The sequence below is a fragment of the Roseateles sp. T103 genome (genome assembly GCF_057219915.1).
This window is the reverse complement of record NZ_JBXVVS010000002.1, coordinates 599,271-623,012: the sequence shown is the minus strand read 5'-3', so window position 1 is coordinate 623,012 and position 23,742 is coordinate 599,271. Positions and strand designations below refer to the sequence as shown.

The following is a 23,742-nucleotide window of genomic DNA, read 5'->3' as shown; positions in this document are numbered from 1 at the left end:
ATGTTCAAGAAGATATTGATTGCGAACCGGGGAGAGATCGCCTGCCGCGTGATCCGTACCGCGCGGGCGCTGGGCTATCGCACGGTGGCGGTGTATTCGGATGCCGACGCGAACGCGCCCCATGTGAGCCTGGCCGACGAGGCCATCGCCCTGGGCGGTAACACCGCCGCCGAGTCCTATCTGCGCGGCGACGCGCTGATTGCGGCGGCCAAGCGCTGCGGCGCCGATGCCATCCACCCCGGCTACGGCTTCCTGTCCGAGCGCGCCGATTTCGCGCAGGCGGTCGTCGATGCGGGCCTGGTGTTCATCGGCCCGCCGGCCAAGGCCATCATCGCAATGGGCAACAAGGCCGGCGCCAAGCGCCGCATGATCGAAGCCGATGTGCCCTGTGCGCCCGGCTATCTGGGCGACGAGCAGGACGAGGCCACGCTTTTGCGCGAGGCCAAGGCGCTGGGCTATCCGCTGCTGGTCAAGGCGGTGGCCGGCGGCGGTGGCCGCGGCATGCGCCTGGTGCACAAGGCCGAGGAGCTGGAAGCCGCGATCACCGGCGCGCTTCGCGAGGCGCAGAGCGCCTTCGGCGACGGCACGCTGATGCTGGAGCGCCTGATCGAGCGCGGCCGCCATATCGAGATCCAGGTCTTCGCCGACGGCCATGGCCATGCGGTGCATCTGGGCGAACGCGACTGCACCGCGCAGCGCCGCCGCCAGAAGGTCATCGAGGAAGCGCCGTCGCCGGTGGTCAGCGCGACGATGCGCGAGGCCATGGGCCGCGATGCCGTCGCTGCCGCGCTGGCCGTGGGCTATGTGGGCGCGGGCACGGTGGAGTTCATCGTCGACGACGCGATGAAGCACTACTTCCTGGAGATGAACACGCGCCTGCAGGTCGAGCACCCGGTGACCGAATGCATCACCGGCCTGGACCTGGTGGAGTGGCAGCTGCGCGTGGCCGCCGGCGAGCCGCTGCCATTGACGCAATCGCAGATCGCCTTCAAAGGCCATGCGATCGAGGCGCGCCTGTATGCCGAAGACCCGTATGCCGGCTTCGCGCCGCAGACCGGCCGCATCGAATGGTGGCGTCCGCAAATCGCCGCACGCCAGGCCGGCGTGCGCATCGACGACGGCATCGTCGAGGGCGGCGAAGTCTCGCCCTACTACGACGCGATGGTCGCCAAGCTCATCGTGCACGGCCGCGACCGCGAGGACGCGATCCGGCGCCTGGCCGCCGCATTGGAAGACGCGCCGCTGCTGGGCCTGACCAACAACGGCCGCTTTCTGCGCGACCTGATCCAGCATGCGGACTTCCGCGCCGCGCGCATGCACACCAGCCTGCTCGACGACTGGGCTGCCAATGGCGAGCCGCTGCTGCAGCGCCCGCAGCCATCCGATACGGACTGGCTGCTGGCCGCCGCGCTGCTGGCCTTGCCCGAGGACGAGGCCGCGACCGGCTCGCTGAGCGCGCCGCTGTCCGGCTTTGACCTGCGCCTGCGCCACGGCGAGGACGAGCGCCGCTATCGCGCGCAACTGCTGGCCGGCAACACCGTGCAGCTGGCACCGGTGGGCAGCCAGGCGACACACCAGGTGCAGCTGCTCGGCGCCGATGCCGACGGCCGCCTGCGCATCAGTGTGGATGGCGTGCAGCGCTGGCTGATCGCGCGCCGCGATGGCCTGCGCTTGCAGCTCGTCAGCGACGCGGCGGTCTATGTCTTCGAGGAACCGTCGCCGGTGCCCGCGAGCGCCGACGCCAACGACCCGCTGCGCGCGACGGCGCCGGTGGCCGGGCTGGTCGCGCAGGTGCTGGTCAAGCCCGGCGATGTGGTCGCCGAGGGCCAGCCGATGCTCAGCGTCGAGGCGATGAAGATGGAAATGTGGCTTAGCGCGGCCTGCGCCGGGCGAGTCAAGGCCGTGCATGCGGCGCCGCAGGAATCTGTGGCCGCGGGCGCGTTGCTCATCGAACTTGAAAAACTGGAGACCGAACAATGAGTGCTGACAAGGCCATCCTGACCTGCGCGCTGACCGGCGTGCTAACCAACCCCAAGCAGCATCCGGTGCCGGTGACGCCGGCGCAGATGGCGGCCGAGGCGCGCGACGCCTTCAATGCCGGCGCCTCGGTGATGCATGTGCACCTGCGCATGCAGGACGAGGGCCTGGGCCACCTGCCCAGCTGGGATCCGAACGTCGCCGAATCCATCATCGGCGCGATCCGCGAGGCCTGCCCCGGCGTGATCATCAATCTGACCACTGGCGTGATCGGCAAGGACATCAGCGGCCCCGTGGAATGCATCCGTCGGGTCAAGCCCGAGATCGCCGCCTGCAATGCCGGCAGCCTGAACTACCTGAAGATCAAGGAAGACGGCTCCTGGGCCTGGCCACCGATGGTCTTCGACAACCCGGTGGCCAAGGTGCAGCAATTCCTCGACGTGATGGAGGAATGCGGCGTGCATCCCGAGTTCGAGTGCTTCGACGTGGGCATCGTGCGCTCGGTGGGCATGTACGTGAAGAACGGCATGTTCAAGAAGAGCATGGGCCGGCCGGAATACAACTTCGTGATGGGCGTGGCCTCGGGCATGCCCTGCGACGCCGAGCTGCTGGCGCTGCTGCCGCGCTACCTCTGCGAGGACGCGGTGTGGCAGACCACGCTGATCGGCCGCCAGGAGATCTGGCCGGTGCACCAGAAGACGGCAGACCTGGGCGGCATGCTGCGCACCGGGCTGGAAGACACCTTCTACCTGCCCGACGGTTCGCGCGCTACCGGCAACGGCCAGCTGATCGAGGCGCTGGCGCGCTGCGCCGCCAATGCCGGCCGCGCGATCGCCAGCCCGACCGAGGCCCGCGCGATGCTGGGTCTGGCGCACTGAGCCCCAGCAAGCAAGAGCGCCCGCGCCGCGGCCGAGGGCCGCGCCACGCCGGCAGTACTGAAGCGCATCGGAAGAGACAGCAGCAGGCAAGAGCAGTAGCCGTTCCCCCCCCATCACTCACAGGGCGCCAGTGAACAACAAGGAAGCGCCCGGAGGAGACATAGCGATGAGCGAGACCAAGAGCCGTCTGGCCGCGGGTGACCCGTCCAGCGTTACAACGCCGCATGCCTTGCTGGCCACGGCGAGCCGCATTCCCGACCGGCCGGCCTATTTCGTGCGCGGCGAGCAGCAGTGGCAGCCCACCACCTGGGCCCAGCTGCTCAAGCAGGTGCAGACAGCGGCGCGCGCCCTCGTGGCCCTGGGCGTCGAGCCGCAGCAGACGGTGTGCATCCTCGGCTTCAACCGTCCGGAGTGGCTGATCATGGATCACGCCGCGATGATGGTGGGTGCCACGAGCGCGGGCATCTACTGGACCAGTGCGCCGGCGGAGGTCGAGTACATCCTCAATCACTGCAGGGCGCCGCTGCTGCTGCTGGAGGATGCAGGACAGCTGGACAAGATCGCGGGTCGGACCGAGGCCCTGCCGCATCTGAAGACCGTCATCAGCATGGGCAAGGAGCGCTTGCCCAAGGCAATGGCCTGGGAGCAATTCCTCGCGCTGGGCGACGGGCCGGATGCGGTGAGTCTGCAGGTCGAGGTGGACCGTCGCATGGCCGCGATCCAGATGAGCGACCTGGGCTCGCTGATCTACACCAGCGGCACCACCGGCCATCCGAAGGCGGTGATGCTCAGCCACGGCAACCTGGCCTGGACCGCGCATTCGCTCAACAGCATCTACGGCATGGACCAGAACGGCCGTTTGATCTCTTACCTGCCGATGGCGCATGTGGCCGAGAAGGTGGGGGCGATCCATGCACCGGCGCGCGCGGGCAATGCGATCTACTTCGCCCGCGCCATCGAGCAGCTGCTGGACCATATGAAGGAAGTGCGCCCCACGGTGTACTTCGGCGTGCCGCGGCTGTGGGAGAAGATGCATGCCGCGCTGTCCGAGAAGCTCGGTGCCGCCACCGGCGTCAAGGGCGCGCTGGCGCGCTGGGCCATGGGCGTGGCACGCCGCTGGCATGAGCAGACGCTGGCCGGCCGCGCGCCCGGCGCGCTGCTGGACCTGCAAATGGGCCTCGCGCGCCGGCTGGTGCTGGGCAAGGTGCACCAGGCGCTGGGCCTGGACCAGGCCACGCTGCTGCTGTCCAGCGCGGCACCGATCTCGCCGGAGATCCTGAAATTCTTCTTCAGCCTGGACCTGCCGGTTCGCGAGCTCTATGGGCAGAGCGAGGTCTGCGGCCCCACCACGCTGAACCTGGTCGGCGCCACGCGGGTCGGCTCGGTCGGACGGGCAATCCCCGGCCTGGCCTTGCGCATCGCCGACGATGGCGAGGTGCTGGTGCAGAGCCCCGGCGTCTTCAAGGGCTATGCAGGCGACCAGGCTGCCACCGCCGAGACGCTGCGGGACGGCTGGCTGCACAGCGGCGACCTGGGGCGCATCGATGCCGATGGCTATCTGTTCATCACCGGCCGCAAGAAGGATCTGATCATCACCTCGGGCGGCAAGAACATCTCGCCGGCCAATCTGGAGAGCGATCTGATGGGTCAGCCGCTGATCGAGCATGCGGTGGTGGTGGGCGAGGGTCGGCATTTCCTGTCCGCGCTGCTGACGCTCAAGCCCGATGAACTGAAGGCCTTTGCCGAGCGCGAAGGCCTGCCCCTCGACGGGCTGGAGCAGCATCCCAAGCTGCTCGCCGCCGTGCAGGCGCAGGTGGACGAGGTCAACAGTCGGCATGCGCGCGTCGGCTCGGTGCGCAAGTTCGCGGTCATCCCGGGCAACTTCAGCATTGCCGACGGCTTGCTGACGCCGACGATGAAGCTGCGCCGCAAGGCGGTGATCGAGGCACATCGCGAGATCGTCGAATCGCTCTACAAAGACTGAGCGGCCCGGCCATGGACTGGGATCTGATCGTCGTCGGCAGCGGTTTCGGCGGCGCGGTCGCCGCGCTGCGCGCCGCCGAGAAGGGCCACCGCGTGCTGGTGCTGGAGCAGGGCCGTGAGGTCTCGAGCGAGGACATGCGCGCCGCGGCCGACGACCCCAAGCGCCTGCTGTGGGCGCCGCGCCTGGGCCTGCACGGGCATTTCACGCAGACCTTGCTGCGCCACCTCAGCGTGGCGCGCGGCGTGGGCGTGGGTGGCGGCAGCCTGGTCTTCGCCGCGGTGCTGCTGGAGCCCGGCGAGGGCTTCTACCGCGACCCCGCCTGGGCCGCGCTGCCGGCGCGCGACTGGCGCGCCGAGCTGGCGCCGCATTTCGCCACCGCCGCGCGAATGCTGGGTCGCGCGATCAACCCGCGCCAGAGCCAGCAGGACCACTGGCTGCGCGAGACCGCGGCGCTGATGGGCGCGGCCGACAGCTTCGGCCCGGTGACCCAGGCCATCCTCTTCCCGTCGCCGGGGCAGGAGCCGGGCCAGGACCAGGGCGATCCCTTCTTCGGCGGCATCGGCCCCGAGCGGCGCAGCTGCACCTTCTGCGCCGACTGCTGCAGCGGCTGCCATGTGGGCGCGAAGAACTCGCTGGACAAGAACTATCTGCACCTGGCGCGGCTGCATGGCGTGCAGATCCGCGCCGAGCGCCGCGTCGAGTGCATCACGCCGCTGGGCGAGGGAGGCGCCGAGGGTGGCGGCTACGAGCTGCGCGTGCGCAGCACGCTGTCGCCGCGGCTGCAAGAAAGCTATCGCGCGCGCCGCGTCGTGGTGGCGGCCGGCGTGCTGGGCACGCTGGAGCTGCTGCTGGCCTGCCGCGACCGCTGGCGCACGCTGCGTGCGCTGTCGCCGCGGCTGGGCGAGCAGGTGCGCAGCAACAGCGAGGTGATCAGCAGCGTCACCGCGCGCGAGCGCGACATCGACCTGCGCGATGGCGCCACCATCTCCACGCACTTCATGCTCGGCGAGCACACCCACATCACGCAGAACCGCTTCTCGCGCGCCATGCGCGTGCTGCGCTGGCAGGGTGGGCCGCTGGTCAGCGAACCGCGCCCGCTGCCGCGCGCGCTGAAGACGCTGGCCGCCTTCGTGCTCCGCCCGCGCGAGGCCACTGCGGCGATGCGAAGCGGTCGCCGCTGGGCCGAACGCTCGACCGTGCTGCTAACGATGCAGGCGGTGGACAACCAGCTCGCGCTGCGCCTCAAACGCGGCCTGTTCGGCTGGCGCCTGGCCAGCGAAGTGCCGTCCGGCCAGGCGCGGGCGCCGTCCTATCTGCCGCAGGCGCAGCTGCTGACCGAGACCTTTGCGCGCGTGAGCGGCGGCACGCCCAGCAATGCCTTGCCCGAAACCCTGCTCGGCGCCGCCACCACCGCCCATGTGCTGGGCGGCTGCGTGATGGGCGGCGATGCGCGCAGCGGCGTCGTCAGCGACAGCGGCGAGGTTTTCGGACATCCCGGACTCTATGTGATGGATGCCTCCATCGTGCCGGCCAATGTCGGCGTCAATCCCAGCCTGACCATCACCGCGATGGCCGAGCGCTGCATGAGCTTTTTCCCCAACCGCCGGTCGAGCTGACCGCACACAACCCCAAGGAGACAAAGCGATGAACGAGAACAACAAGAAGAACCACAGCAGCACGAAGCGAAAACAGCTGCAGCGCACGGCCCTGGCCGCCGCGCTGCTGGCCACAGCCAGCCTGGGCGCGCAGGCGCAGGAACTCCGTATCGGCCTGGTGCATATCGATCCCAGCGCCAGCTCGGACGGCATCAAGGGGCTGAACCCGCTGGGCTCGCTGCTCGCCCGGCCCGGCTACAACGCCACGCTGGGCAAGGCCACGACGGTGCTGGTGACCTATGAGCAACGCTTCATGGATGATCGCTTCGGCGCGCAGCTGGTGCTGGGCCTGCCGCCCAAGCACGACATCATCGGGGCAGGCACGCTCAGGCCTGGTGAGACCATCGGCAGCCTGAAGCAGTTCTCGCCCGGCCTGCTGTTCAACTATCACTTCGCCGACCGCAAGTCGACCTGGCGGCCCACCATCGGCATCGGCCCGCTGTTCTCGACCATTCGTGACGTCAGCATCGACCCAGCGGTGCAACCCCACACCACGGCGAAGGCCGACAAGGCCTGGGGTGTGGTCGCGCATGCGGCGTTGTCCTATGCCTTCGATTCGCGCTGGTCACTGGTCGGCGCCTTGGGCCACACGCGTGTCAAGAACTCCATCACGCTGAGCACCGACACCAGCAAGCCGCCCTACACGCAGCTGGGCCTGCCCGCGGGTACCGCGCTCAGCGGCCTGGACGTGAAGACGCGCAACACCACCGTGTCCCTGACGGTGGGCTACAACTTCTAAGCTGGCACCCCACGCCCGGGCCTGCGGCCCAGGCGTGCCGCTCACACCCGCGGCGTGGCGCGCTCGATGATGGCAGCGCAGTCCACGCCGGTCGGCAGCGTGCCGTAGTTGCGATGGCCGTTGCTGCCGGCCAGGCGCGAGGCGCAGAAGGCATCGGCCACGGCGGCCGGTGCATGCTGCAGCAGCAGCGCGGCCTGCAGCGCGAGCGCCATGCGGTCGACGATGTCGCGCGAGCGGTATTCGATGTCTTCGGGCTTGCGGAAGTCGGTCTTCAGCTGCGCCACTGCGGCGTCCAGCGCGGCATGCGCGCCACGAGCGCGCCCCAGCTCGGCAAAGAAGGCCTCCAGCGTGGCGGGCGACTTCTCCAGCGCGCGCAGCACGTCCAGGCACTGCACATTGCCGCTGCCTTCCCAGATCGCGTTGACCGGCGATTCGCGGAACAGGCGCGGGAAGGGGCTGTCCTCCATCACGCCGCTGCCGCCTATGCATTCCATCGCCTCGTAGGCATGCTGCGGCGTGCGCTTGCAGATCCAGTACTTGCCGACCGCGGTGCACAGACGCACCAGCAGGTCCTCGTGCGTGTCGCTGCGATTGTCGAGCGCGCGCGCGATGCGCATCGTCAGCGCCACGCTGCCTTCGTTCTCCAGCACCAGATCGGCCAGCACGTTCTGCATCAGCGGCTGTTGGTTCAAGACCTTGCCGAAGGCCGAGCGCAGCGAGCAGTGGTGCAGCGCATGCGACACGGCGGCACGCTGGCCCGAGGACGAGCCGATCATGCAGTCGAAGCGCGTCATCGCCACCATCTCGATGATGGTGCGCACGCCGCGGCCTTCCTCGCCGACCATCCAGGCCAGCGCGCCGCGCAGCTCGGTCTCGCTCGATGCGTTCGAGACATTGCCCATCTTGCGCTTCAGGCGGATGACCTGCAGCGGGTTCTTCGTGCCATCGGGCTTCCAGCGCGGCAGCAGGAAGCAGGACAGGCCGCCCGGCGCCTGCGCCAGCACCAGGAAGGCATCGCACATCGGCGCGGAGACGAAGAATTTGTGGCCGACCAGCTCGTAGGCTGCGCCGGGCCCGGTGGCGGCGCCCAGCGGGTGGGCGCGCGTGCTGTTGGCGCGCACGTCCGAGCCGCCCTGCTTCTCGGTCATCGCCATGCCTATGGTCAGGCCGGGCTTCTGTGCATCGGGCACGTTGCGCGGGTCGTAGCTGCGCGCGGTGATGCGCGGCAGCCATTGCTCGGCCAGCGCCGGCGTGGTCTGCAGCGCTGGCACCGAGGCGAAGGTCATCGTGATCGGGCAGCCATGGCCGGCCTCCACCTGCGACTGCAGATAGAAGCGCGCCGCGCGCGCCACATGGGCGCCGGCGCGCGGCTCGGTCCAGGGCGAGGCGTGGATGCCCTGTTCGATCGCGGTGCGCATCAGCTGGTGATAGGCGGGGTGGAACTTCACCAGATCCACGCGGTTGCCGAAGCGGTCGTGCGTGTCCAGCTCGGGCGGGAACTTGTTGGCCTGCACGCCCAGGTCCAGGTAGTCGGCCGAGCCGGTGAGGCGGCCGAAGTCCATCAGGCTGTCCTCGGCCCAGGCCGCGCCTTCGCGCACCACCGCTTCGCGCAACGCGGTGTCCTGCGCATACATGTTGTAGTCCAGCAGCTCGCGCGAGACGTTCTCGACGACGTGGGTGGAGGACAGAAAGCGGCTATCGATCATGGCGACCTCGGATGCGGCATGGCACTGTTCCCGAGTCTAGAAGCGAACAGGCTGCGCTGCGGCGGTGCTGTCGGTGCCTGGCGACGTCCTGGTCTGGCGGCGTCGCCGAGGCGACACCGGCTCAGGGTTTGTCATGGCCGGCGGGGGCTTGCCCGCTGCGTGCGCTGGCTGCAGATTGCGCAGGCAGGAGCGAGCTGCACGCAGCGCAGCAGTCCGGCAGAGCGAGGGCGAGGACATGAGCGAAGCAGGCAACAAGAGCAAGGGCGTGCGTTGCGAGACGCAAGGCGCACTGGCGATCATTGAGCTGGACCGGCCGGACGCGTTGAACGCGCTCGATGCCGGCATGTCGCGCGACTTGCTCGCCGCGGTGCGCGCGGTCACCTCGGCACCGACGACGCGCGCGGTGCTGCTGTGCGGCGCTGGCCGCGCCTTCTGCGCCGGCGGCGACGTGGCCGGCATGCAGTCGGGCGGGACCACCGCGGTGGCCGAGGAACTGATCGAGAACCTGCACGAGTCGGTGCGCCTGCTCACTGCGCACGACGCGCCGGTGATTGCCGCGCTGCAGGGCGCGGTGGCCGGCGCCGGCTGGAGCCTGGCGCTGGCGGCGGATCTGGCCATCGCTGCCGACGATGCGGTGTTCACGCTGGCCTACGCAAGGCTCGGCGCCAGCTGCGACGTGGGCTCGTCCTGGGCGCTGCCGCGCATCGTCGGCCTGCGCCGCGCGCTGCAGATCGCGCTGCTCAGCGAACGCATCGATGCGGCCACCGCGTTGCAATGGGGCCTGGTCAACCGCCTGGTGCCGGCCGCGCAGCTGCGCGAACAGGCGCTGGCCCTGGCGCAGCAACTGGCCGACGGGCCGACGCTGGCGCTGGGCCGGCTCAAGCGCCTGATGCGCCAGTCGCTCGACACGGAACTGGGGCCGCAGCTCGACGCCGAGCGCGAGGCCTTCATCGCCGGCACCGCCAGCGCCGATTTCGCCGAGGGCGTCAGCGCCTTCCTGGCCAAGCGGGCACCGCGCTTCGTCGGACGCTGACACGGGCGCTGCATTCGGCACGCGCCGGCGCAGCCAGACTGTCCGCCCAGGCGCCGTCGGCGGCATACTGCTGGACGATGCCGGAAGATGCCCATGCCCCAGCCGCCCAACCCTGCTGACAGGCCCTCGCGCCTGAGTGTCCTGATCGAGACGCACCGCCACCGCCCCGGCGCGCTGCTGCCGCTGCTGCAGGCGGTGCAGGCCGAGCTGGGCTGCGTGCCCGACACGGCCGTGCCCGAGATCGCCGCCGCGCTGAACCTCTCGCGCGCCGAGGTGCATGGCGTGATCACCTATTACCCCTGGTTCCGCCGCCAGCCGGCGGGTCGGCATCGGCTGCAGATCTGCCGCGCCGAGGCCTGCCGGGCCTGCGGCGGCGAAGGCCTGCAGGCGCTGGCCGAGCAGCTGCTGGGCTGTGCCGAGCACGAGACCCGCGCTGACGGCGCAGTGACGCTGGAGCCGGTCTATTGCCTGGGTCTGTGCGCCACCGCGCCGGCGCTGCAGCTGGACGAGCGCCAGCATGGCCGCGTGACGCCCGAGCGCCTGCGCGAGCTGCTTGCAGGTCTGGAGCTGCAGCGATGAGCGCCAGCCCCGTGAAGCTCTATGTGCCGCGCGATGCCGCGGCGCTGGCGGTGGGCGCCGACGAGGTGGCCGCCGCGCTGCAGGCCGAGTGCGCGCGCCGTGGCCTGGCCGTCGAGCTGGTGCGCAATGGCTCGCGCGGCCTGTTGTGGCTGGAGCCGCTGCTCGAGGTGGCCACGCCGGCCGGCCGCATCGCCTACGGGCCGGTGCAGGCCGGCGATGTGCCGGCGCTGCTCGACGCCGGGCTGCTGCAGGGCGGCGCGCATCCGCTGTGCCAGGGGCCTACCGAAGCGATTCCCTATCTGGTGCGCCAGCAGCGCCTGTGCTTTGCGCGCGTCGGCGTCGCCGATCCGCTGTCGCTGCAGGACTATGCGGCACAGCAGGGCTGGGCCGGGCTGCACGCGGCGCTGGCGTTGCCACCCGAGGCCATCGTGCAGACGGTGGCCGATGCGGGCCTGCGCGGCCGTGGCGGCGCGGCCTTTCCGGTGGGCATCAAGTGGCGCACGGTGGCGCAGGCCAGTGCGGCGCAGAAGTACATCGTCTGCAATGCCGACGAGGGCGATTCGGGCAGCTTCTCCGACCGTATGCTGATGGAGGGCGATCCCTACGCGCTGATCGAGGGCATGGCGATCGCCGGCCTGGCGGTGGGGGCGACGCAGGGCTACATCTATCTGCGTGCCGAGTACCCGCACGCCCACGCGACGCTCGTCGAGGCGCTCGCGCGCGCCGAGGCGGCGGGCTTTCTGGGCGATAGCGTCTGCGGCAGCGGCCGGGCCTTCCGCATCGAGCTGCGCCTGGGCGCGGGATCCTATGTCTGCGGCGAGGAGACCGCCTTGCTGGAAAGCCTGGAGGGCCGGCGCGGCATCGTGCGCGCCAAGCCGCCGCTGCCGGCGCTCTCCGGCCTGTTCGGCCAGCCGACGGTGGTCAACAACGTGATCAGCCTGGCCAGCGTGCCGGCCATCCTGGCGCGCGGCGCGGCCTTCTATCGCGACTATGGCCTGGGCCGTTCGCGCGGCACGCTGCCCTTCCAGCTGGCCGGCAATGTGCGCCAGGGCGGGCTGGTGGAGCTGGCCTTCGGCCTGACGCTGCGCGAGCTGGTGTTCGGCTTCGGCGGCGGCACGCGCAGCGGCCGGCCGGTGAAGGCTATCCAGGTGGGCGGGCCGCTGGGCGCCTATGTGCCCGAATCGCGCTGGGACGAGCCGCTGGACTACGAGGCCTATGCGGCGATGGGCACGGTGCTGGGCCACGGCGGCGTGGTGGTGCACGACGACAGCGCCGACATGGCCCAGCTGGCCCGCTATGCGATGGCTTTCTGCGCCGCCGAGAGCTGCGGCAAGTGCACGCCCTGCCGCATCGGCAGCACGCGCGGCGTCGAGGTGATCGACCGGCTGCTGGCCGCACCATCGGTGGCAGGCAAGACCCAGCAGACAACGCTGCTGCGCGATCTGTGCGACACCATGCTGCACGGCAGCCTGTGCGCGATGGGCGGCATGACGCCCTATCCGGTGCTGTCGGCGCTGGAGCATTACCCGCAGGACTTCGGGCTGGCCCCGGGTGCTGCCCAACAGCAGGAGTGAGCGCCATGCTGCCCCACCTCAGCAACGAGATCGACCACGGCACGCCGGCGCGCGAATCCGCGCAGACGGTGACGCTGACCATCGACGGCCGCGTGGTCAGCGTGCCGGCCGGCACCTCGCTGATGCGCGCCGCTGTCGAGGCCGGCATCCGCGTGCCCAAGCTCTGCGCCACCGACAGCCTGGAGCCCTTCGGCTCCTGCCGGCTCTGCCTGGTGGAGATCGAGGGCCGCAAGGGCTTCCCGGCCTCCTGCACCACGCCGGCCGAGACCGGCCTGGTGGTGCGCACGCAGAGCGCCAAGCTGCAGCAGCTGCGCCGCGGCGTGATGGAGCTCTACATCAGCGACCATCCGCTGGACTGCCTGACCTGCAGCGCCAACGGCAACTGCGAGCTGCAGGACATGGCCGGTGTCGTCGGACTGCGCGAGGTGCGCTACGGCGTCGGCGCCGCGGCCGGCGCGCACCACACCGAGTCCTGCAAGGACGAGTCGAATCCCTACTTCACCTACGACCCCAGCAAGTGCATCGTCTGCAGCCGCTGCGTGCGCGCCTGCGAGGAGGTGCAGGGCACCTTCGCGCTGACCATCAGCGGCCGCGGCTTCGGCAGCCGCGTCTCGCCGGGCCAGGACCAGCCCTTCATGGGCAGCGAATGCGTCAGCTGCGGCGCCTGCGTCGAAGCCTGCCCCACCGCGACGCTGCAGGAGAACAGCATCATCGCCAAGGGCCAGGGCGAGCACAGCGTGATCACCACCTGCGCCTACTGCGGCGTGGGCTGCGGCTTCAAGGCCGAGGTCAAGGGCAGCGAGGTGGTGCGCATGGTGCCCTGGAAGGACGGCAAGGCCAACGACGGCCATGCCTGCATCAAGGGCCGCTTCGCCTGGGGCTATGCGACGCACAAGGACCGCATCACCAAGCCCATGATCCGCGCCAGCATCGACGAGCCCTGGCGCGAGGTCAGCTGGGACGAAGCACTGGCCTACGCGGCCGGCGAGTTCAAGCGCATCCAGGCCAGCTACGGGCGCGACGCGGTGGGCGGCATCACCTCCAGCCGCTGCACCAACGAGGAAACCTATCTGGTGCAGAAGCTGGTGCGCGCCGCCTTCGGCACCAACAATGTGGACACCTGCGCGCGCGTCTGCCATTCGCCGACCGGCTATGGCCTGGGCCTGACCTTCGGCACCTCGGCCGGCACGCAGACTTTCGAGAGCGTGGCCCATGCCGACGTGATCGTCGTCATCGGCGCCAATCCCAGCGATGCGCATCCGGTGTTCGCGTCGCGCCTGAAGCGCCGCGTGAGGCAAGGCGCGCAGCTGATCGTCATCGACCCGCGTCGCACCGAGCTGGTCAGCGCACCGCATGTGAAGGCGGCGCATCACCTGGCGCTCAAGCCCGGCACCAATGTGGCCGTGCTCACCGCGCTGGCGCATGTGATCGTCAGCGAAGGGCTGGTCAACGAGGCCTATGTGGCCGAGCGCTGTGAGGCGAAGAGCTTCGCCGAATGGCGCGAGTTCGTCGCGCGGCCGGAGAACTCGCCCGAGGCCTTCGAGTCGGCGACCGGCGTGCCGGCCGCCGAGATCCGCGCCGCCGCGCGGCTCTATGCGCATGGGCCCAACTCGGCGATCTACTACGGCCTGGGCGTCACCGAGCATGCTCAAGGGTCCACCGCGGTGATCGCCATCGCCAACCTGGCCATGGCCTGCGGCATGGTCGGCCGCGAGGGTGTGGGCGTGAACCCGCTGCGCGGGCAGAACAATGTGCAGGGCAGCTGCGACATGGGCAGCTTCCCGCACGATCTGCCCGGTTACCGCCACATCTCGGACGCAGCCGTGCGCGCCAGCTTCGAGACCGCCTGGGGCGTGACGCTCGATGCCGAGCCTGGCCTGCGCATCCCGAACATGCTCGACGCCGCCGTCTCGGGCAGCTTCAAGGGCCTGTACTGCCAGGGCGAGGACATCGTGCAGAGCGATCCCAATGTGCAGCATGTGGCCAAGGCGTTGCGCGCGATGGAGTGCGTGGTGGTGCAGGACCTGTTCCTCAACGAGACCGCCAAGTACGCCCATGTGCTGCTGCCTGGCAGCAGCTTCCTCGAGAAGGACGGCACCTTCACCAATGCCGAGCGGCGCATCTCGCGCGTGCGCCAGGTGATGCCGCCGCTGGCCGGCCTGGCCGACTGGCAGGTGACGATGAAGCTGGCCAATGCGCTGGGCTATCCGATGCACTACGCGCATCCCGAGGAGATCATGCGCGAGATCGCCGCGCTGACGCCCAGCTTCGCCGGCGTCAGCTACGAGAAGATCGATCGCCTGGGCAGCGTGCAGTGGCCCTGCAACGAGCACACGCCCGAGGCCGGCACGGCGATCATGCATGTGGATCGCTTCGTGCGCGGCAAGGGTCGCTTCTACAACACGCAGTACGTGCCCAGCGAAGAGAAGGTCACGCCGCGCTTTCCGCTGCTGCTGACCACCGGGCGCATCCTCGCGCAGTACAACGTCGGCGCGCAGACACGGCGCACCGAGAACTCGCGCTGGCACGACGAAGACCAGCTCGACATCCATCCGCAAGATGCCGAGGAACGCGGCATCCGCGACGGCGACTGTGTGGGCATCGCCAGCCGCGCCGGCCGCACCGTGATGCGCGCCTGCGTCACCGAGCGCATGCAGCCCGGCGTGGTGTGGACCACCTTCCATTTCCCCGAGTCCGGCGCCAACGTCATCACCACCGACAGCTCCGACTGGGCGACCAACTGCCCCGAATACAAGGTGACGGCGGTGCAGGTCAGCAAGGTGATGCAGCGCTCGGACTGGCAGCAGGAGTTCGAGGACTTCGATCGCCGCCAGGCCGAGCTGCTGGCGCGCGCGCATCAGCCGGCGCCGCGCGAGGCGCCGGTGGAAGTGCTGGCCAAGTGATGGACCGTTCGGCCGACGACAGTCGCCTGCTGCCGCCCGGCGCCATCGCGGCCGAGGTGACGGCGCTGCGCGACGGCGTCGCCGCGAGCGTGCAGGACTGGCTGGCCGAGGAGGCACCGGTCGCGCTGGACTTCAACGGCATCACCCAGGCGGTGATGCTCGCCACGCCGGCCGACCTGGAGGACTTCGCGCTGGGCTTCGCGCTCAGCGAGGGGCTGCTGCAATCGCGCGACGAGCTGCGCGGCATCGAGACGCTGCGCAGCGCCGAGGGCATCACCCTGCGCCTGGAGGTCTCGGCCGCCTGCGAGTGGCGGCTGCGCGAGCGCCGCCGGCTGCTGGCCGGCCGCACCGGCTGCGGCCTGTGCGGCGCCGAGAGCCTGGCCCAGGTGCAGGAGCCGCGGCCGCAGCCGCTGCAGGTCGGTGTGCGCCTGAGCCCGCAAGCGATCAGCCGGGCGCAGCGTGAGCTGCGGCAGTGGCAGAAGCTGCAGCAGCTGACCGGCTGCACCCATGCCGCGGCCTGGTGCTCGGCGCAGGACGGCAGCGTGCAGCTGGTGCGCGAGGACATCGGGCGGCACAACGCGCTGGACAAGCTGCTCGGCGCGCTGCAGCGCCGGGACGGTCCGGCTTTCGACGCAGGGCAGGGCTTTGTCTGCATCACCAGTCGCGCCAGCTACGAGATGGTGCTGAAGAGCGCGCGCCTGGGCGTATCGGCGCTGGCCGCGGTGTCCGCCCCCACCGCCATGGCGGTCGCGATGGCGCAGCAGGCGGGGCAAATGCTGGTCGGCTTTGTGCGCGGCGATGATCTGGTCGCCTACACCCACGCCGAGCGGCTGGTGCTGGCGCCGCCCGCCGGATGAACAGACAAGCGCAGCGTCAGCAGCGCAAGAAGACGAAAGCGAAGACATGGACATCGCCAATCTGATCCGCATGGCCAACCGCATCGGCGAGTTCTTCCAGGCCATGCCCGACCGCGACGAGGCCGTCGCCGGCGTGGCCAACCACCTCCGCAAGTTCTGGGAGCCGCGCATGCGCCGCGAGCTGCTGGAACATGTGGCCCAGGCCGGCAGCGCCGAGCTGCATCCGCTGGTGGCCGAGGCGATCGCGCGGCAGCGGGACGCGTTGATGCCGGCGCCGGGCTGAGCGCGGCGCCGCGGCTGCGCCCGGCTCAGCGCGCCCGGCGCGCCACCAGCCCGATCAGCGCCGAGCGGCCGCGATGGCCGGCGCCCTCGGCGAGATCCGCCTCGTAGTCGCGCAGCGCAACGATCTCCAGATCGGCGAAGGCCTCGCGCAGCAGTGCCTCGGTGTAGAGGTGCTCGACCAGCGGCGGGCCGCCGGTCTTGTAGTCCAGCTGGCGTGGCGTGTAGCCCTGCAGCACGAGCACGCCGCCGGGCTTGAGCGCCGCCGCCATGCGCGCGAACAGGCGTGCGCGCATCGCCGGATCAGCGAACTGGATGAAGATCGCCACCACCGCGTCGTACATCGCCGTCGGCCAGGCCACAGCATCGCCGTCGCAGACGGCGTAGTCGATGCGCGATGCCAGGCCTTCGCGCGCGGCCCAGGCGCGCGCCTTGGCCACGCCCACGTCCGAGATGTCGAAGGCATCGACGCGAAAGCCCTGCCTGGCCAGCCAGATGCTGTTGCGGCCCTCGCCATCGGCGACGCAGAGCACGCGGCCGCCGGCAGGCAGTGTGTGAGCCTGCTCGCGCAGCCAGCCGTTGGGTTCGGTGCCGAAGTGGAACGCATCGCCCTGGAAGCGCTGGTTCCAGGTGGCGGCCGGGCTGGCGAAGCCGGCGGGCTTGTTGAGGTCTTGCTTGGCTTGCTTGTTGTTCATGGCGGAATGCAGTGTGACACGGGCTGGTCCGCTCGTCGCAGGCTTCAGGGCTTCTGCGCTGGCGCTAACGCCGCAGCTGATGACATACTCGCCGCCAAGCAGGCCTGCACCTGCCAGCAACTCGCCGAGCGAGCCCCCTGTTGGATCTGTAACGAGCTGCCGCTTTTGCCCGAAAAAATAGTGTCGAGTTAAACGGCGCTGACGAGGAGGAAATTCAATTGCGACAAGGAATTGGCGCCGCTGGAGCGGCCGATGTTATGCGGCACGGTCCGATGTTAGGGCGCAGTGCCTGTCTCCCTACATAACGTTAGGGCTAAAGAAAGGTGTTTATGGAAATTAAGCATCAAGTCTTCGTGTCATCCACATACCGCGACCTCATCGAAGAACGCAAGTCTGTCATTCATGCGCTCCTAGAACTTGATTGCATTCCAGCCGGCATGGAGTTATTTCCAGCTGCTGATGAAGATGCGTGGACATTAATTCGTGAGGTAATCAATGACTGTGATTACTACGTACTGATACTCGCAGGGAAATATGGATCGCTTGGGCCCGATGGGGTTGGATATACGGAGATGGAGTTTGACTATGCCGTATCGATCAATAAACCAATAATTGCATTTCTGCACGAAAGTCCCGATACGCTACCCGCATCGAATACCGAAAAGACTGAGGCTCTTCAGGAGAAACTCGCTACCTTTCGAGAAAAGGCAAAGGCCAAGCACTGTAAATTCTGGACTACCCCGGAAGATCTTGGTGGGAAGGTTTCTAGGGGAATTATTCATCTTAGGAAGCGCCATCCATCGCTCGGCTGGGTGCCTGGGAAATACGCAGCAACGGAAGCCATGCTGCGTGAAATGCAAGAGCTACGAGCCCGTGTAGCTCAGCTTGAATTGGAAGCAGCAGTTGGAAGTAGTACTCCGCCGCCAGGCTCAGAGCAACTGGCTCAAGGTACCGACCCGATCTATTTCTCAATCGACATCAAAACCGACTCAAAGGGTACAACTAAGAAGAAGAAAATCACTACTAATTGGGACTACCTGTTTTCCTACGTAGGGCCATCACTGGTCACGGAGTGCACAGACGAAGAAATGATGCAGAAGGTTCAGCTTGCTTACTATCACGCCATTCCTAGTGAGGAACGTAAGTTCACCTCACCAAAGGACATCGTTTTGCCATACGTACATGAAGATCGTTTGCGCGTCCAATTTCAGGCGCTTGGGCTAATTGCTCCTGGCACGAAGCGGCGGGCAGTTTCAGATGCAGGGCGTTACTGGAGACTTACGCCATATGGTGAAAAGTATCTTCTGTCCATCAAGGCTGAACGAAAGCCTACGAATGAGCCCTAACCCATCATTCCACCGGGCCTGCGCGAGAAGCCGCGCAGGCCGGTGAATTCAAACGTTGAGAGCCGGCTTTAGGGCAGGTGCCCGGATAAAGCGTAAGCCTGCATCGGATCGAATGCGGCTGGAACTGGCGGGCGGTGTGTCACAAGGAAGTTAGTGCTCAAAGCGGCTTCCGCGGCATGTCAGCGCGGCGCCAACCTGGCACGCGATACGCAGCATCACCGCAGCTTGCGGATCAATACGCGCACATGCATGGGCCGCACAAAGCGCGCGCCCTCCGGCCCCTGATGCGGCGCATAGGCCGCGCCCACGCGTGCGAGCTTGGCCGCGTCGATGTGGTGGTCGGCAAAGGTCGGCCGCATCATGCGCTGCTCGAACTCGGCGAAGTCCTTGAAGCGCACCGTGCTGGCGAAGCGCCGCTCGGGGCCGGCCTGCCAGGGCGAGTCTTTGCGGGCCAGCGCGCTGTCCAGCGTGCGCTGCGCGGCGGCGCGCACCGTGCCTTCGTCGTTGTAGAGCCGCACGATCTCGTTGAGCGCGCCGGCGTAGATGGGCTCGGATACGTAGAGCCAGCCGCCGGGCTTGAGCACGCGCGCCAGCTCGTCCAGCGCATGGTCCATCGCGTCGAGCGGCACGTGGTGCAGCGACTTCAGCATCAGCGCACCGTCGATGCTCGCGTCCGGCAGCGGGATGGCCTCGGCGCCGGCGCGGATGAAGTGCAGCCTGGGCTGCGCTGGCTCGGCCATGTTCTTGGCCAGCTGGCGTTCGTCGACTTCCAGGCCGGTGAGCTCGGCCTGCGGATAACGCTCCAGCAACTGGCGCGCCAGCCGGGCGTTGCCACAGCCGGCCTCGAGCAATCGCAGCGGACCGGTTGCAGGCCGTGCGTCCAGCAGCAGCTCGGCCAGCAGGTCCAGCTCGTTGCCCAGCAGCGGCAGGGCATCCGCCTCTTCAGGCTTGATCATCATCTCGGCGGGTCCTCCTGTATGCATGTGCTCAACGTCCCGGCTTGCGCAGCCAGGTCAGCAGGGGCCAGGCCATCGCCAGCGCTGCCGCGCCCATGCCCGCGGCTATGGCGCCGGCATTGGCCCAGTCCACCCAGTAGGACAGCTCGCGCAACGACGAGCGCGTCATGCCGGGCAGCAGCAGCAGTGCCAGCACCGCCACTGCCACGCCGGCCAGCAGCGCCGGCCTGAAGCTGCCGCGCCAGCTCGGGCCGGGGCGCCTGGCCGCGGCGGCCATCAGCACGAGCCACAGCAGCAGCGCCGCGGCCAGCCAGGGCCAGATGGAGAGGGCGATTTCCCAGACGATGTTCATCGCCAGCCAGATTTCGTACATGGTGTCGTCTCCTGTGCTTTCGCTCTTCTCTTTTCTTGATTCAGACCCGGCCCTTGAGCACGGCCATATAGGCAGGCTTGAGCATGCGGTACTTCATCAGCCAGGCGAAGTAGCTGTCCTGCAGTGGCTCGATCATCGGCAGGCTGGGCGTGAGCTTGCCCTCGTAGTCGAACTCGATCAGCATTGCCGCGCCTTCGCGCACGATCAGCGGGCAGGAGGTGTAACCGTCGAACTGCTCGCCCGGCTCGCGCCCGGCGATCGTCTCCACCAGGTTGTGCGCCACGATGGGCGCGCTCTTCTTCACCGTAGCGGCGGTCTTGCCGCGGGGCGTGCCGTTGATGTCGCCGACACCGAACACATTCGGGTAGCGGCGATGGCGCAGCGTGGCCTTGTCCACTTCCAGCCAGCCGCCGGCGGCCATCGGGCCGTCCTTCCAGGCCAGCGGGCTGTTCTTCACCGCGTCGGGTGCGCGCATCGGCGGCACCACGTGCAGGAAGTCGTAGCCGCGCTCGACCTTCTCGCCCTCGGGCGTGGTGAAGGTGGCGCGGCGCGCACCGATGTCCACCGCGGTGAGCTTGTGCGTGTACTCGACGGCGATGCCCAGCTGCTTCCAGCGCTCCAGCACGTTGTCGTTGACCACCTTCACGCCGAACACGCTGCCCAGCGCGGAGATGAACTGCACCTTGCTGCGCTCCAGCGTGCCGGCCTGCCTGAGCCGGTCGCGCAGCATGAAGGTCATCTTCAGCGGCGCGCCGGCGCATTTCATCGGCGTGGCCGGCAGTGTCATCAGCGCCTCGCCGCCGCGTTCGGCGAAGGCCTGCATCGCCGCCCAGGTGGCCTGTGCGGCCTGCGGGCTGGGGTAGACGCTGGCCAGTCCGTTGCTGCCGATCGCCCCCACGTCCATGCCCTCGATCTGCGCATAGTCCAGATGCACGCCGGTGGCGACGACGAGAAAGTCATAGGGGATGCGCTGGCCGCCGGCGGTCACCACGGTGTTGGCGTCAGGCTCGAAGCCCGCCACCATGTCCTTCACCCAGTTCACGCCGGCGGGCTGGTAGTCGGCGTTGCGGTCGCGCACCTTGTTCACCGGCCAGACGCCGGTGGCCACCAGCGTGTAGCCGGGCTGGTAGTTGTGTTCTTCCTTGCGGTCGACGATGGTGATCTGCGCACCGTCCAGCATCGCCGACAGGCGGTTGGCCACCGCGATGCCGCCGAGGCCGCTGCCGGCGATGACGATGCGTGCCGTGGTCTTCAGCGGCGCCTTGGCCTGCGCCGCGGGCGCGGCCCCGGCCAGCAGCGGCGCCGCAGCCAGCGCCTGCAGCAGGCGGCGACGCTCGGGGGCGCCGGGAGGATGATCTGCCTTTGCTCGGTTCATGCCTGTCTCCTTTATCGGCTCTTGTGTGCCGTCGAGTGTGGGGAGCCTCTGCGGGCTCCTGCATGATCGATATCAATGGCGGGACTAGGACAGACCCTAGCGCGGCACGACGAAGGTGGATTTCTCGGAGGTGCTGCGCTCGCTCTTGCCGTCAGCGCCCAGCAGCCGGGTGATGAAGTGGATCTCGTGCGCGCCGGAGCCCGCCTTGGCCGCGCTCTGCGGCGGCACGCGCAGCACCACCGAGATCCAGCGTGCCTCGGCCGGCGTCAGCGTCACCACGGCCGGCTTGCTCATCGCCAGGTCCGGCAGCCCTTGCGCCTGCACCTCGTAGCGCTGCACCTGCTCGGTGGCGTTCATCAGCTGCAGGCGGTAGACGTTCTCCACATAGCCGTCCTCGACGATGCGTGCCAGCGAGGCGCGGTCGCGCACCACGTCCACCTTGAAGGGCGTGCGCGTCAGCATGTGCCAGAACAGCGCCGTGGTGATGACGACCAGGATGCTGGTGTAGACCAGCACGCGCGGGCGCAGCATGCGGCGCAGCACCTGCGCGCGCGGCAGTTGCTGCTGCAGGCCGTGCTGGGTGTCGTAGCGCACCAGGCCCTTGGCGTAGCCCATCTTCGCCATCACGCCGTCGCAGGCGTCCACGCAGGCGGCGCAGCCTATGCACTCGTACTGCAGGCCGTTGCGGATGTCGATGCCGGTAGGGCAGACCTGCACGCACAGGCCGCAGTCTATGCAGTCGCCCAGGCCGGCGGCCTTGGCGTCCACCTTGCGGCTGCGCGGCGCGCGCGGTTCGCCGCGGCCGGGGTCGTAGCTGATGATCAGCGTGTCCTTGTCGAACATCGCGCTCTGGAAGCGCGCATAGGGGCACATGTACTTGCAGACCTGCTCGCGCATATGGCCGGCGAAGCCGTAGGTGGCGAAGCCGTAGAACAGGATCCAGAAGGTCTGCCAGGGGCCCAGCGCCATCGCCACGACCTCGGCGCCCAGGGTCTTGATCGGCGTGAAGTAGCCGACGAAGGAGAAGCCGGTCCACAGCGCCAGCAGCACCCAGGCGAGCTGCTTGCCGCCCTTGCGCGCCAGCTTCTCGGCGTTCCACGGGCCGGCGTCCAGCTTCATGCGCGCGCCGCGGTCGCCTTCGAACTTGCGCTCCAGCCACATGAAGATCTCGGTGTAGACCGTCTGCGGGCAGGCATAGCCGCACCACAGGCGGCCGGCCACCGCGGTGAAGAGGAAGAGGCCATAGGCCGAGATCAGCAGCAGGCCGGTCAGGTAGATGAAGTCCTGCGGATAGAGCACCAAGCCGAAGATGTAGAAGCGCCGTGCGCCCAGGTCGAAGAGCACGGCCTGGCGCGCGTTCCACTCCAGCCAGGGCAGGCCGTAGAACAGCAGCTGCGTGGCCCAGACCATCACCCAGCGCAGCCGGGCGAACCAGCCATCGACGGAGCGGGCGTAGATCTTCTTCGCGGCCTGGTAGAGGGAGACCGTCTTCACCTCGCCCTCGGGGCTGGCGGCTGCGGCTTCGGCGGGATGGCTGCTCATGGTGCGGTGATCCTGTTGGCGGTGATTCCTGGGCGGCGGGCGGTGCGGCTCATGCCGGTGTGCTCAGCCGGTCGACCACGCGGCGCAGCGCGGCGCGGGCCAGCTCGCAGGCGGCGCGCACCTCGGCGCTCTCGCTCAGCGCAGCGATCACGCGCGGGTCCTGCAGCGCGATGCGCGTGCGGCCCGGCGTGGGCTCGGAGATGCCGCAGCCGCAGGGCAGCAGGGCGGCGATGTCGGGTTCGGCCGTGGTCAGCGCATGTGCGACGCGCGGGCTGCACACGCCCAGCAGGCGCTGCGGATGCGTGTCCAGGCCGAGCTTGGCCTTCAACGTGGCCTGCACGTCCACTTCGCTGACGATGCCCATCTGCTCGGCGCTCAGCGCGGCGCGCAGGCTTTCGACGGCAGCGGGCAGTGCTTGCTCGAGTTCGACGGTGAAGGCATAGGGGATCGCGTTCATGGGCGGGGCTTCCGTGCGGCAGTTGGTTCGGCAGGGTGCATGGGGGCGTGGATCAGGAGGCCTTGCCGTCCTCGGCTTCGCCGATGCGCAGCCGCGTGTCGCTCAGATAGCGGTGCGGCGGGATCTCCAGATTGGTCGGTGCGGGCTTGTTTTTGAACACGCGGCCGGCCAGGTCGAAGGTCGAGCCATGGCAGGGGCAGAAGAAACCGCCGGGCCAGGAGGCATCGACGCTGGGGTTGCTGGTGCCGGCCGGCAGTGCCGTGGGCGAGCAGCCCAGGTGGGTGCAGATGCCGATTGCCACCAGCAGCTCGGGCCGGCTGGAGCGCTGCGCGTTGCGGCAGCTGGCGGGGATCTCGTCCTTGCGCGAATGCGGGTCGGCCAGCTGCTCGTCGTGCTGTGCCAGCGTGGCCAGCATCTCGGGCGTGCGGCGCATCAGCCAGACCGGCTTGCCGCGCCACTCGACGGTCTTGATGCCACCGGGCGGGATGTCGGCGATGTCCACCTCGACCGCGGCGCCCAGCGCCTTGGCGCGCTCGCTGGGCGCCAGCGTGGAGACAAAGGGCACGGCGGTGGCGACGGCCGCCACGCCGCCGGCGGCGGCAGTGCCGATCAGCCAGGTGCGGCGCTCTTGGTCGTCGGGCTGGCCGGCCGGGGGCAGGGTGGTGGTGCTGCTGCTCATGGTCAGGATCCTGGTTCGCGGGCTGTGTTCTCCCGGGATGGATCAAGTTGCGTGCCAGCCCCTCGCCAGAGGGAAAAACGCTGTGCTGACAAGGCTTTGCTCGCCCATGCGAGGCCAGCAGCGGCGCCCACGTGTCCGTCGATCGCTGTCAGTTG

At 68.8% G+C, this 23,742-nt stretch carries 20 protein-coding genes; 12 read left to right on the top strand and 8 right to left on the bottom strand.

Annotation, left to right across the window (positions count from 1 at the left end):
• From AC2EBS_RS09275 to AC2EBS_RS09255, 5 genes are all read left to right on the top strand, one after another.
• On the top strand, nucleotides 1-1,980 hold the full coding sequence (locus AC2EBS_RS09275; protein WP_484728107.1) for an acetyl/propionyl/methylcrotonyl-CoA carboxylase subunit alpha: 1,980 nt from the start codon (nucleotides 1-3) through the stop codon (nucleotides 1,978-1,980).
• Entirely contained in the window at nucleotides 1,977-2,855 is an 879-nt protein-coding gene (locus AC2EBS_RS09270; RefSeq protein ID WP_484728106.1) for a beta-keto acid cleavage family enzyme, read from the top strand. The genes AC2EBS_RS09275 and AC2EBS_RS09270 overlap by 4 nt, the downstream gene beginning before the upstream one ends.
• Before the next feature lie 166 nt (nucleotides 2,856-3,021).
• A complete protein-coding gene (locus AC2EBS_RS09265; protein WP_484728105.1) occupies nucleotides 3,022-4,839 on the top strand; it encodes an AMP-dependent synthetase/ligase in 1,818 nt (605 codons plus the stop codon).
• An 11-nt stretch (nucleotides 4,840-4,850) separates the two neighbouring features.
• Nucleotides 4,851-6,455, top strand: a complete 1,605-nt coding sequence (locus AC2EBS_RS09260) for a GMC oxidoreductase (protein WP_484728104.1) — start codon at nucleotides 4,851-4,853, stop codon at nucleotides 6,453-6,455.
• Nucleotides 6,456-6,483: 28 nt separating this feature from the next.
• Complete coding sequence (locus AC2EBS_RS09255) at nucleotides 6,484-7,233, top strand: OmpW/AlkL family protein (protein ID WP_484728103.1); 750 nt, start codon at nucleotides 6,484-6,486, stop codon at nucleotides 7,231-7,233.
• Between the two features lie 41 nt (nucleotides 7,234-7,274).
• Here AC2EBS_RS09255 and AC2EBS_RS09250 read toward each other — a convergent pair whose 3' ends face one another.
• Complete coding sequence (locus AC2EBS_RS09250; protein ID WP_484728102.1) at nucleotides 7,275-8,939, bottom strand: isovaleryl-CoA dehydrogenase; 1,665 nt, start codon at nucleotides 8,937-8,939, stop codon at nucleotides 7,275-7,277.
• A gap of 235 nt (nucleotides 8,940-9,174) precedes the next feature.
• On the opposite strand from AC2EBS_RS09250, the gene AC2EBS_RS09245 reads away from it, so the two are divergent.
• The 6 genes from AC2EBS_RS09245 to AC2EBS_RS09220 all read left to right on the top strand — a co-directional run bounded on the left by AC2EBS_RS09245 (nucleotide 9,175) and on the right by AC2EBS_RS09220 (nucleotide 16,168).
• The gene (locus AC2EBS_RS09245; RefSeq protein WP_484728101.1) at nucleotides 9,175-9,972 is read left to right on the top strand and encodes an enoyl-CoA hydratase/isomerase family protein; all 798 of its coding nucleotides are present in this window, start codon (nucleotides 9,175-9,177) and stop codon (nucleotides 9,970-9,972) included.
• A 93-nt stretch (nucleotides 9,973-10,065) separates the two neighbouring features.
• A complete protein-coding gene (locus AC2EBS_RS09240; RefSeq protein WP_484728100.1) occupies nucleotides 10,066-10,551 on the top strand; it encodes a formate dehydrogenase subunit gamma in 486 nt (161 codons plus the stop codon).
• The gene (locus tag AC2EBS_RS09235) at nucleotides 10,548-12,125 is read left to right on the top strand and encodes a formate dehydrogenase beta subunit (protein ID WP_484728099.1); all 1,578 of its coding nucleotides are present in this window, start codon (nucleotides 10,548-10,550) and stop codon (nucleotides 12,123-12,125) included. The genes AC2EBS_RS09240 and AC2EBS_RS09235 overlap by 4 nt, the downstream gene beginning before the upstream one ends.
• Before the next feature lie 5 nt (nucleotides 12,126-12,130).
• Nucleotides 12,131-15,028: a formate dehydrogenase subunit alpha gene (fdhF, locus tag AC2EBS_RS09230; RefSeq protein ID WP_484728098.1), complete on the top strand. Its 2,898-nt coding sequence runs from the start codon at nucleotides 12,131-12,133 to the stop codon at nucleotides 15,026-15,028.
• Nucleotides 15,028-15,885: a formate dehydrogenase accessory sulfurtransferase FdhD gene (gene fdhD / locus AC2EBS_RS09225; RefSeq protein WP_484728097.1), complete on the top strand. Its 858-nt coding sequence runs from the start codon at nucleotides 15,028-15,030 to the stop codon at nucleotides 15,883-15,885. Before fdhF ends, fdhD begins: the two co-directional genes overlap by 1 nt.
• Before the next feature lie 46 nt (nucleotides 15,886-15,931).
• Nucleotides 15,932-16,168, top strand: a complete 237-nt coding sequence (locus AC2EBS_RS09220; protein ID WP_484728096.1) for a formate dehydrogenase subunit delta — start codon at nucleotides 15,932-15,934, stop codon at nucleotides 16,166-16,168.
• Between the two features lie 25 nt (nucleotides 16,169-16,193).
• Here AC2EBS_RS09220 and AC2EBS_RS09215 read toward each other — a convergent pair whose 3' ends face one another.
• Nucleotides 16,194-16,859, bottom strand: coding sequence for an SAM-dependent methyltransferase (locus AC2EBS_RS09215; protein WP_484728095.1), 666 nt, complete (start codon nucleotides 16,857-16,859; stop codon nucleotides 16,194-16,196).
• Nucleotides 16,860-17,188: 329 nt separating this feature from the next.
• Between AC2EBS_RS09215 and AC2EBS_RS09210 the strand changes: the two genes are divergently transcribed.
• A complete protein-coding gene (locus AC2EBS_RS09210; protein ID WP_484728094.1) occupies nucleotides 17,189-18,205 on the top strand; it encodes a DUF4062 domain-containing protein in 1,017 nt (338 codons plus the stop codon).
• A gap of 215 nt (nucleotides 18,206-18,420) precedes the next feature.
• On the opposite strand, the gene AC2EBS_RS09205 is transcribed toward AC2EBS_RS09210, so the two are convergent.
• From AC2EBS_RS09205 to petA, 6 genes are all read right to left on the bottom strand, one after another.
• Nucleotides 18,421-19,164, bottom strand: coding sequence for a class I SAM-dependent methyltransferase (locus tag AC2EBS_RS09205; RefSeq protein ID WP_484728093.1), 744 nt, complete (start codon nucleotides 19,162-19,164; stop codon nucleotides 18,421-18,423).
• A 28-nt stretch (nucleotides 19,165-19,192) separates the two neighbouring features.
• On the bottom strand, nucleotides 19,193-19,534 hold the full coding sequence (locus AC2EBS_RS09200) for a hypothetical protein (protein ID WP_484728092.1): 342 nt from the start codon (nucleotides 19,532-19,534) through the stop codon (nucleotides 19,193-19,195).
• A gap of 40 nt (nucleotides 19,535-19,574) precedes the next feature.
• Nucleotides 19,575-20,909, bottom strand: a complete 1,335-nt coding sequence (locus AC2EBS_RS09195; RefSeq protein ID WP_484728091.1) for an NAD(P)/FAD-dependent oxidoreductase — start codon at nucleotides 20,907-20,909, stop codon at nucleotides 19,575-19,577.
• A 96-nt stretch (nucleotides 20,910-21,005) separates the two neighbouring features.
• Nucleotides 21,006-22,451, bottom strand: coding sequence for a cytochrome c oxidase accessory protein CcoG (gene ccoG, locus AC2EBS_RS09190; RefSeq protein WP_484728090.1), 1,446 nt, complete (start codon nucleotides 22,449-22,451; stop codon nucleotides 21,006-21,008).
• Between the two features lie 49 nt (nucleotides 22,452-22,500).
• Nucleotides 22,501-22,908 (bottom strand): DUF302 domain-containing protein, encoded by a 408-nt coding sequence (locus tag AC2EBS_RS09185; RefSeq protein WP_484728089.1) that lies wholly within the window; start codon nucleotides 22,906-22,908, stop codon nucleotides 22,501-22,503.
• A gap of 52 nt (nucleotides 22,909-22,960) precedes the next feature.
• Complete coding sequence (gene petA, locus AC2EBS_RS09180; protein ID WP_484728088.1) at nucleotides 22,961-23,587, bottom strand: ubiquinol-cytochrome c reductase iron-sulfur subunit; 627 nt, start codon at nucleotides 23,585-23,587, stop codon at nucleotides 22,961-22,963.
• Between the last annotated feature and the right edge of the window lie 155 nt (nucleotides 23,588-23,742).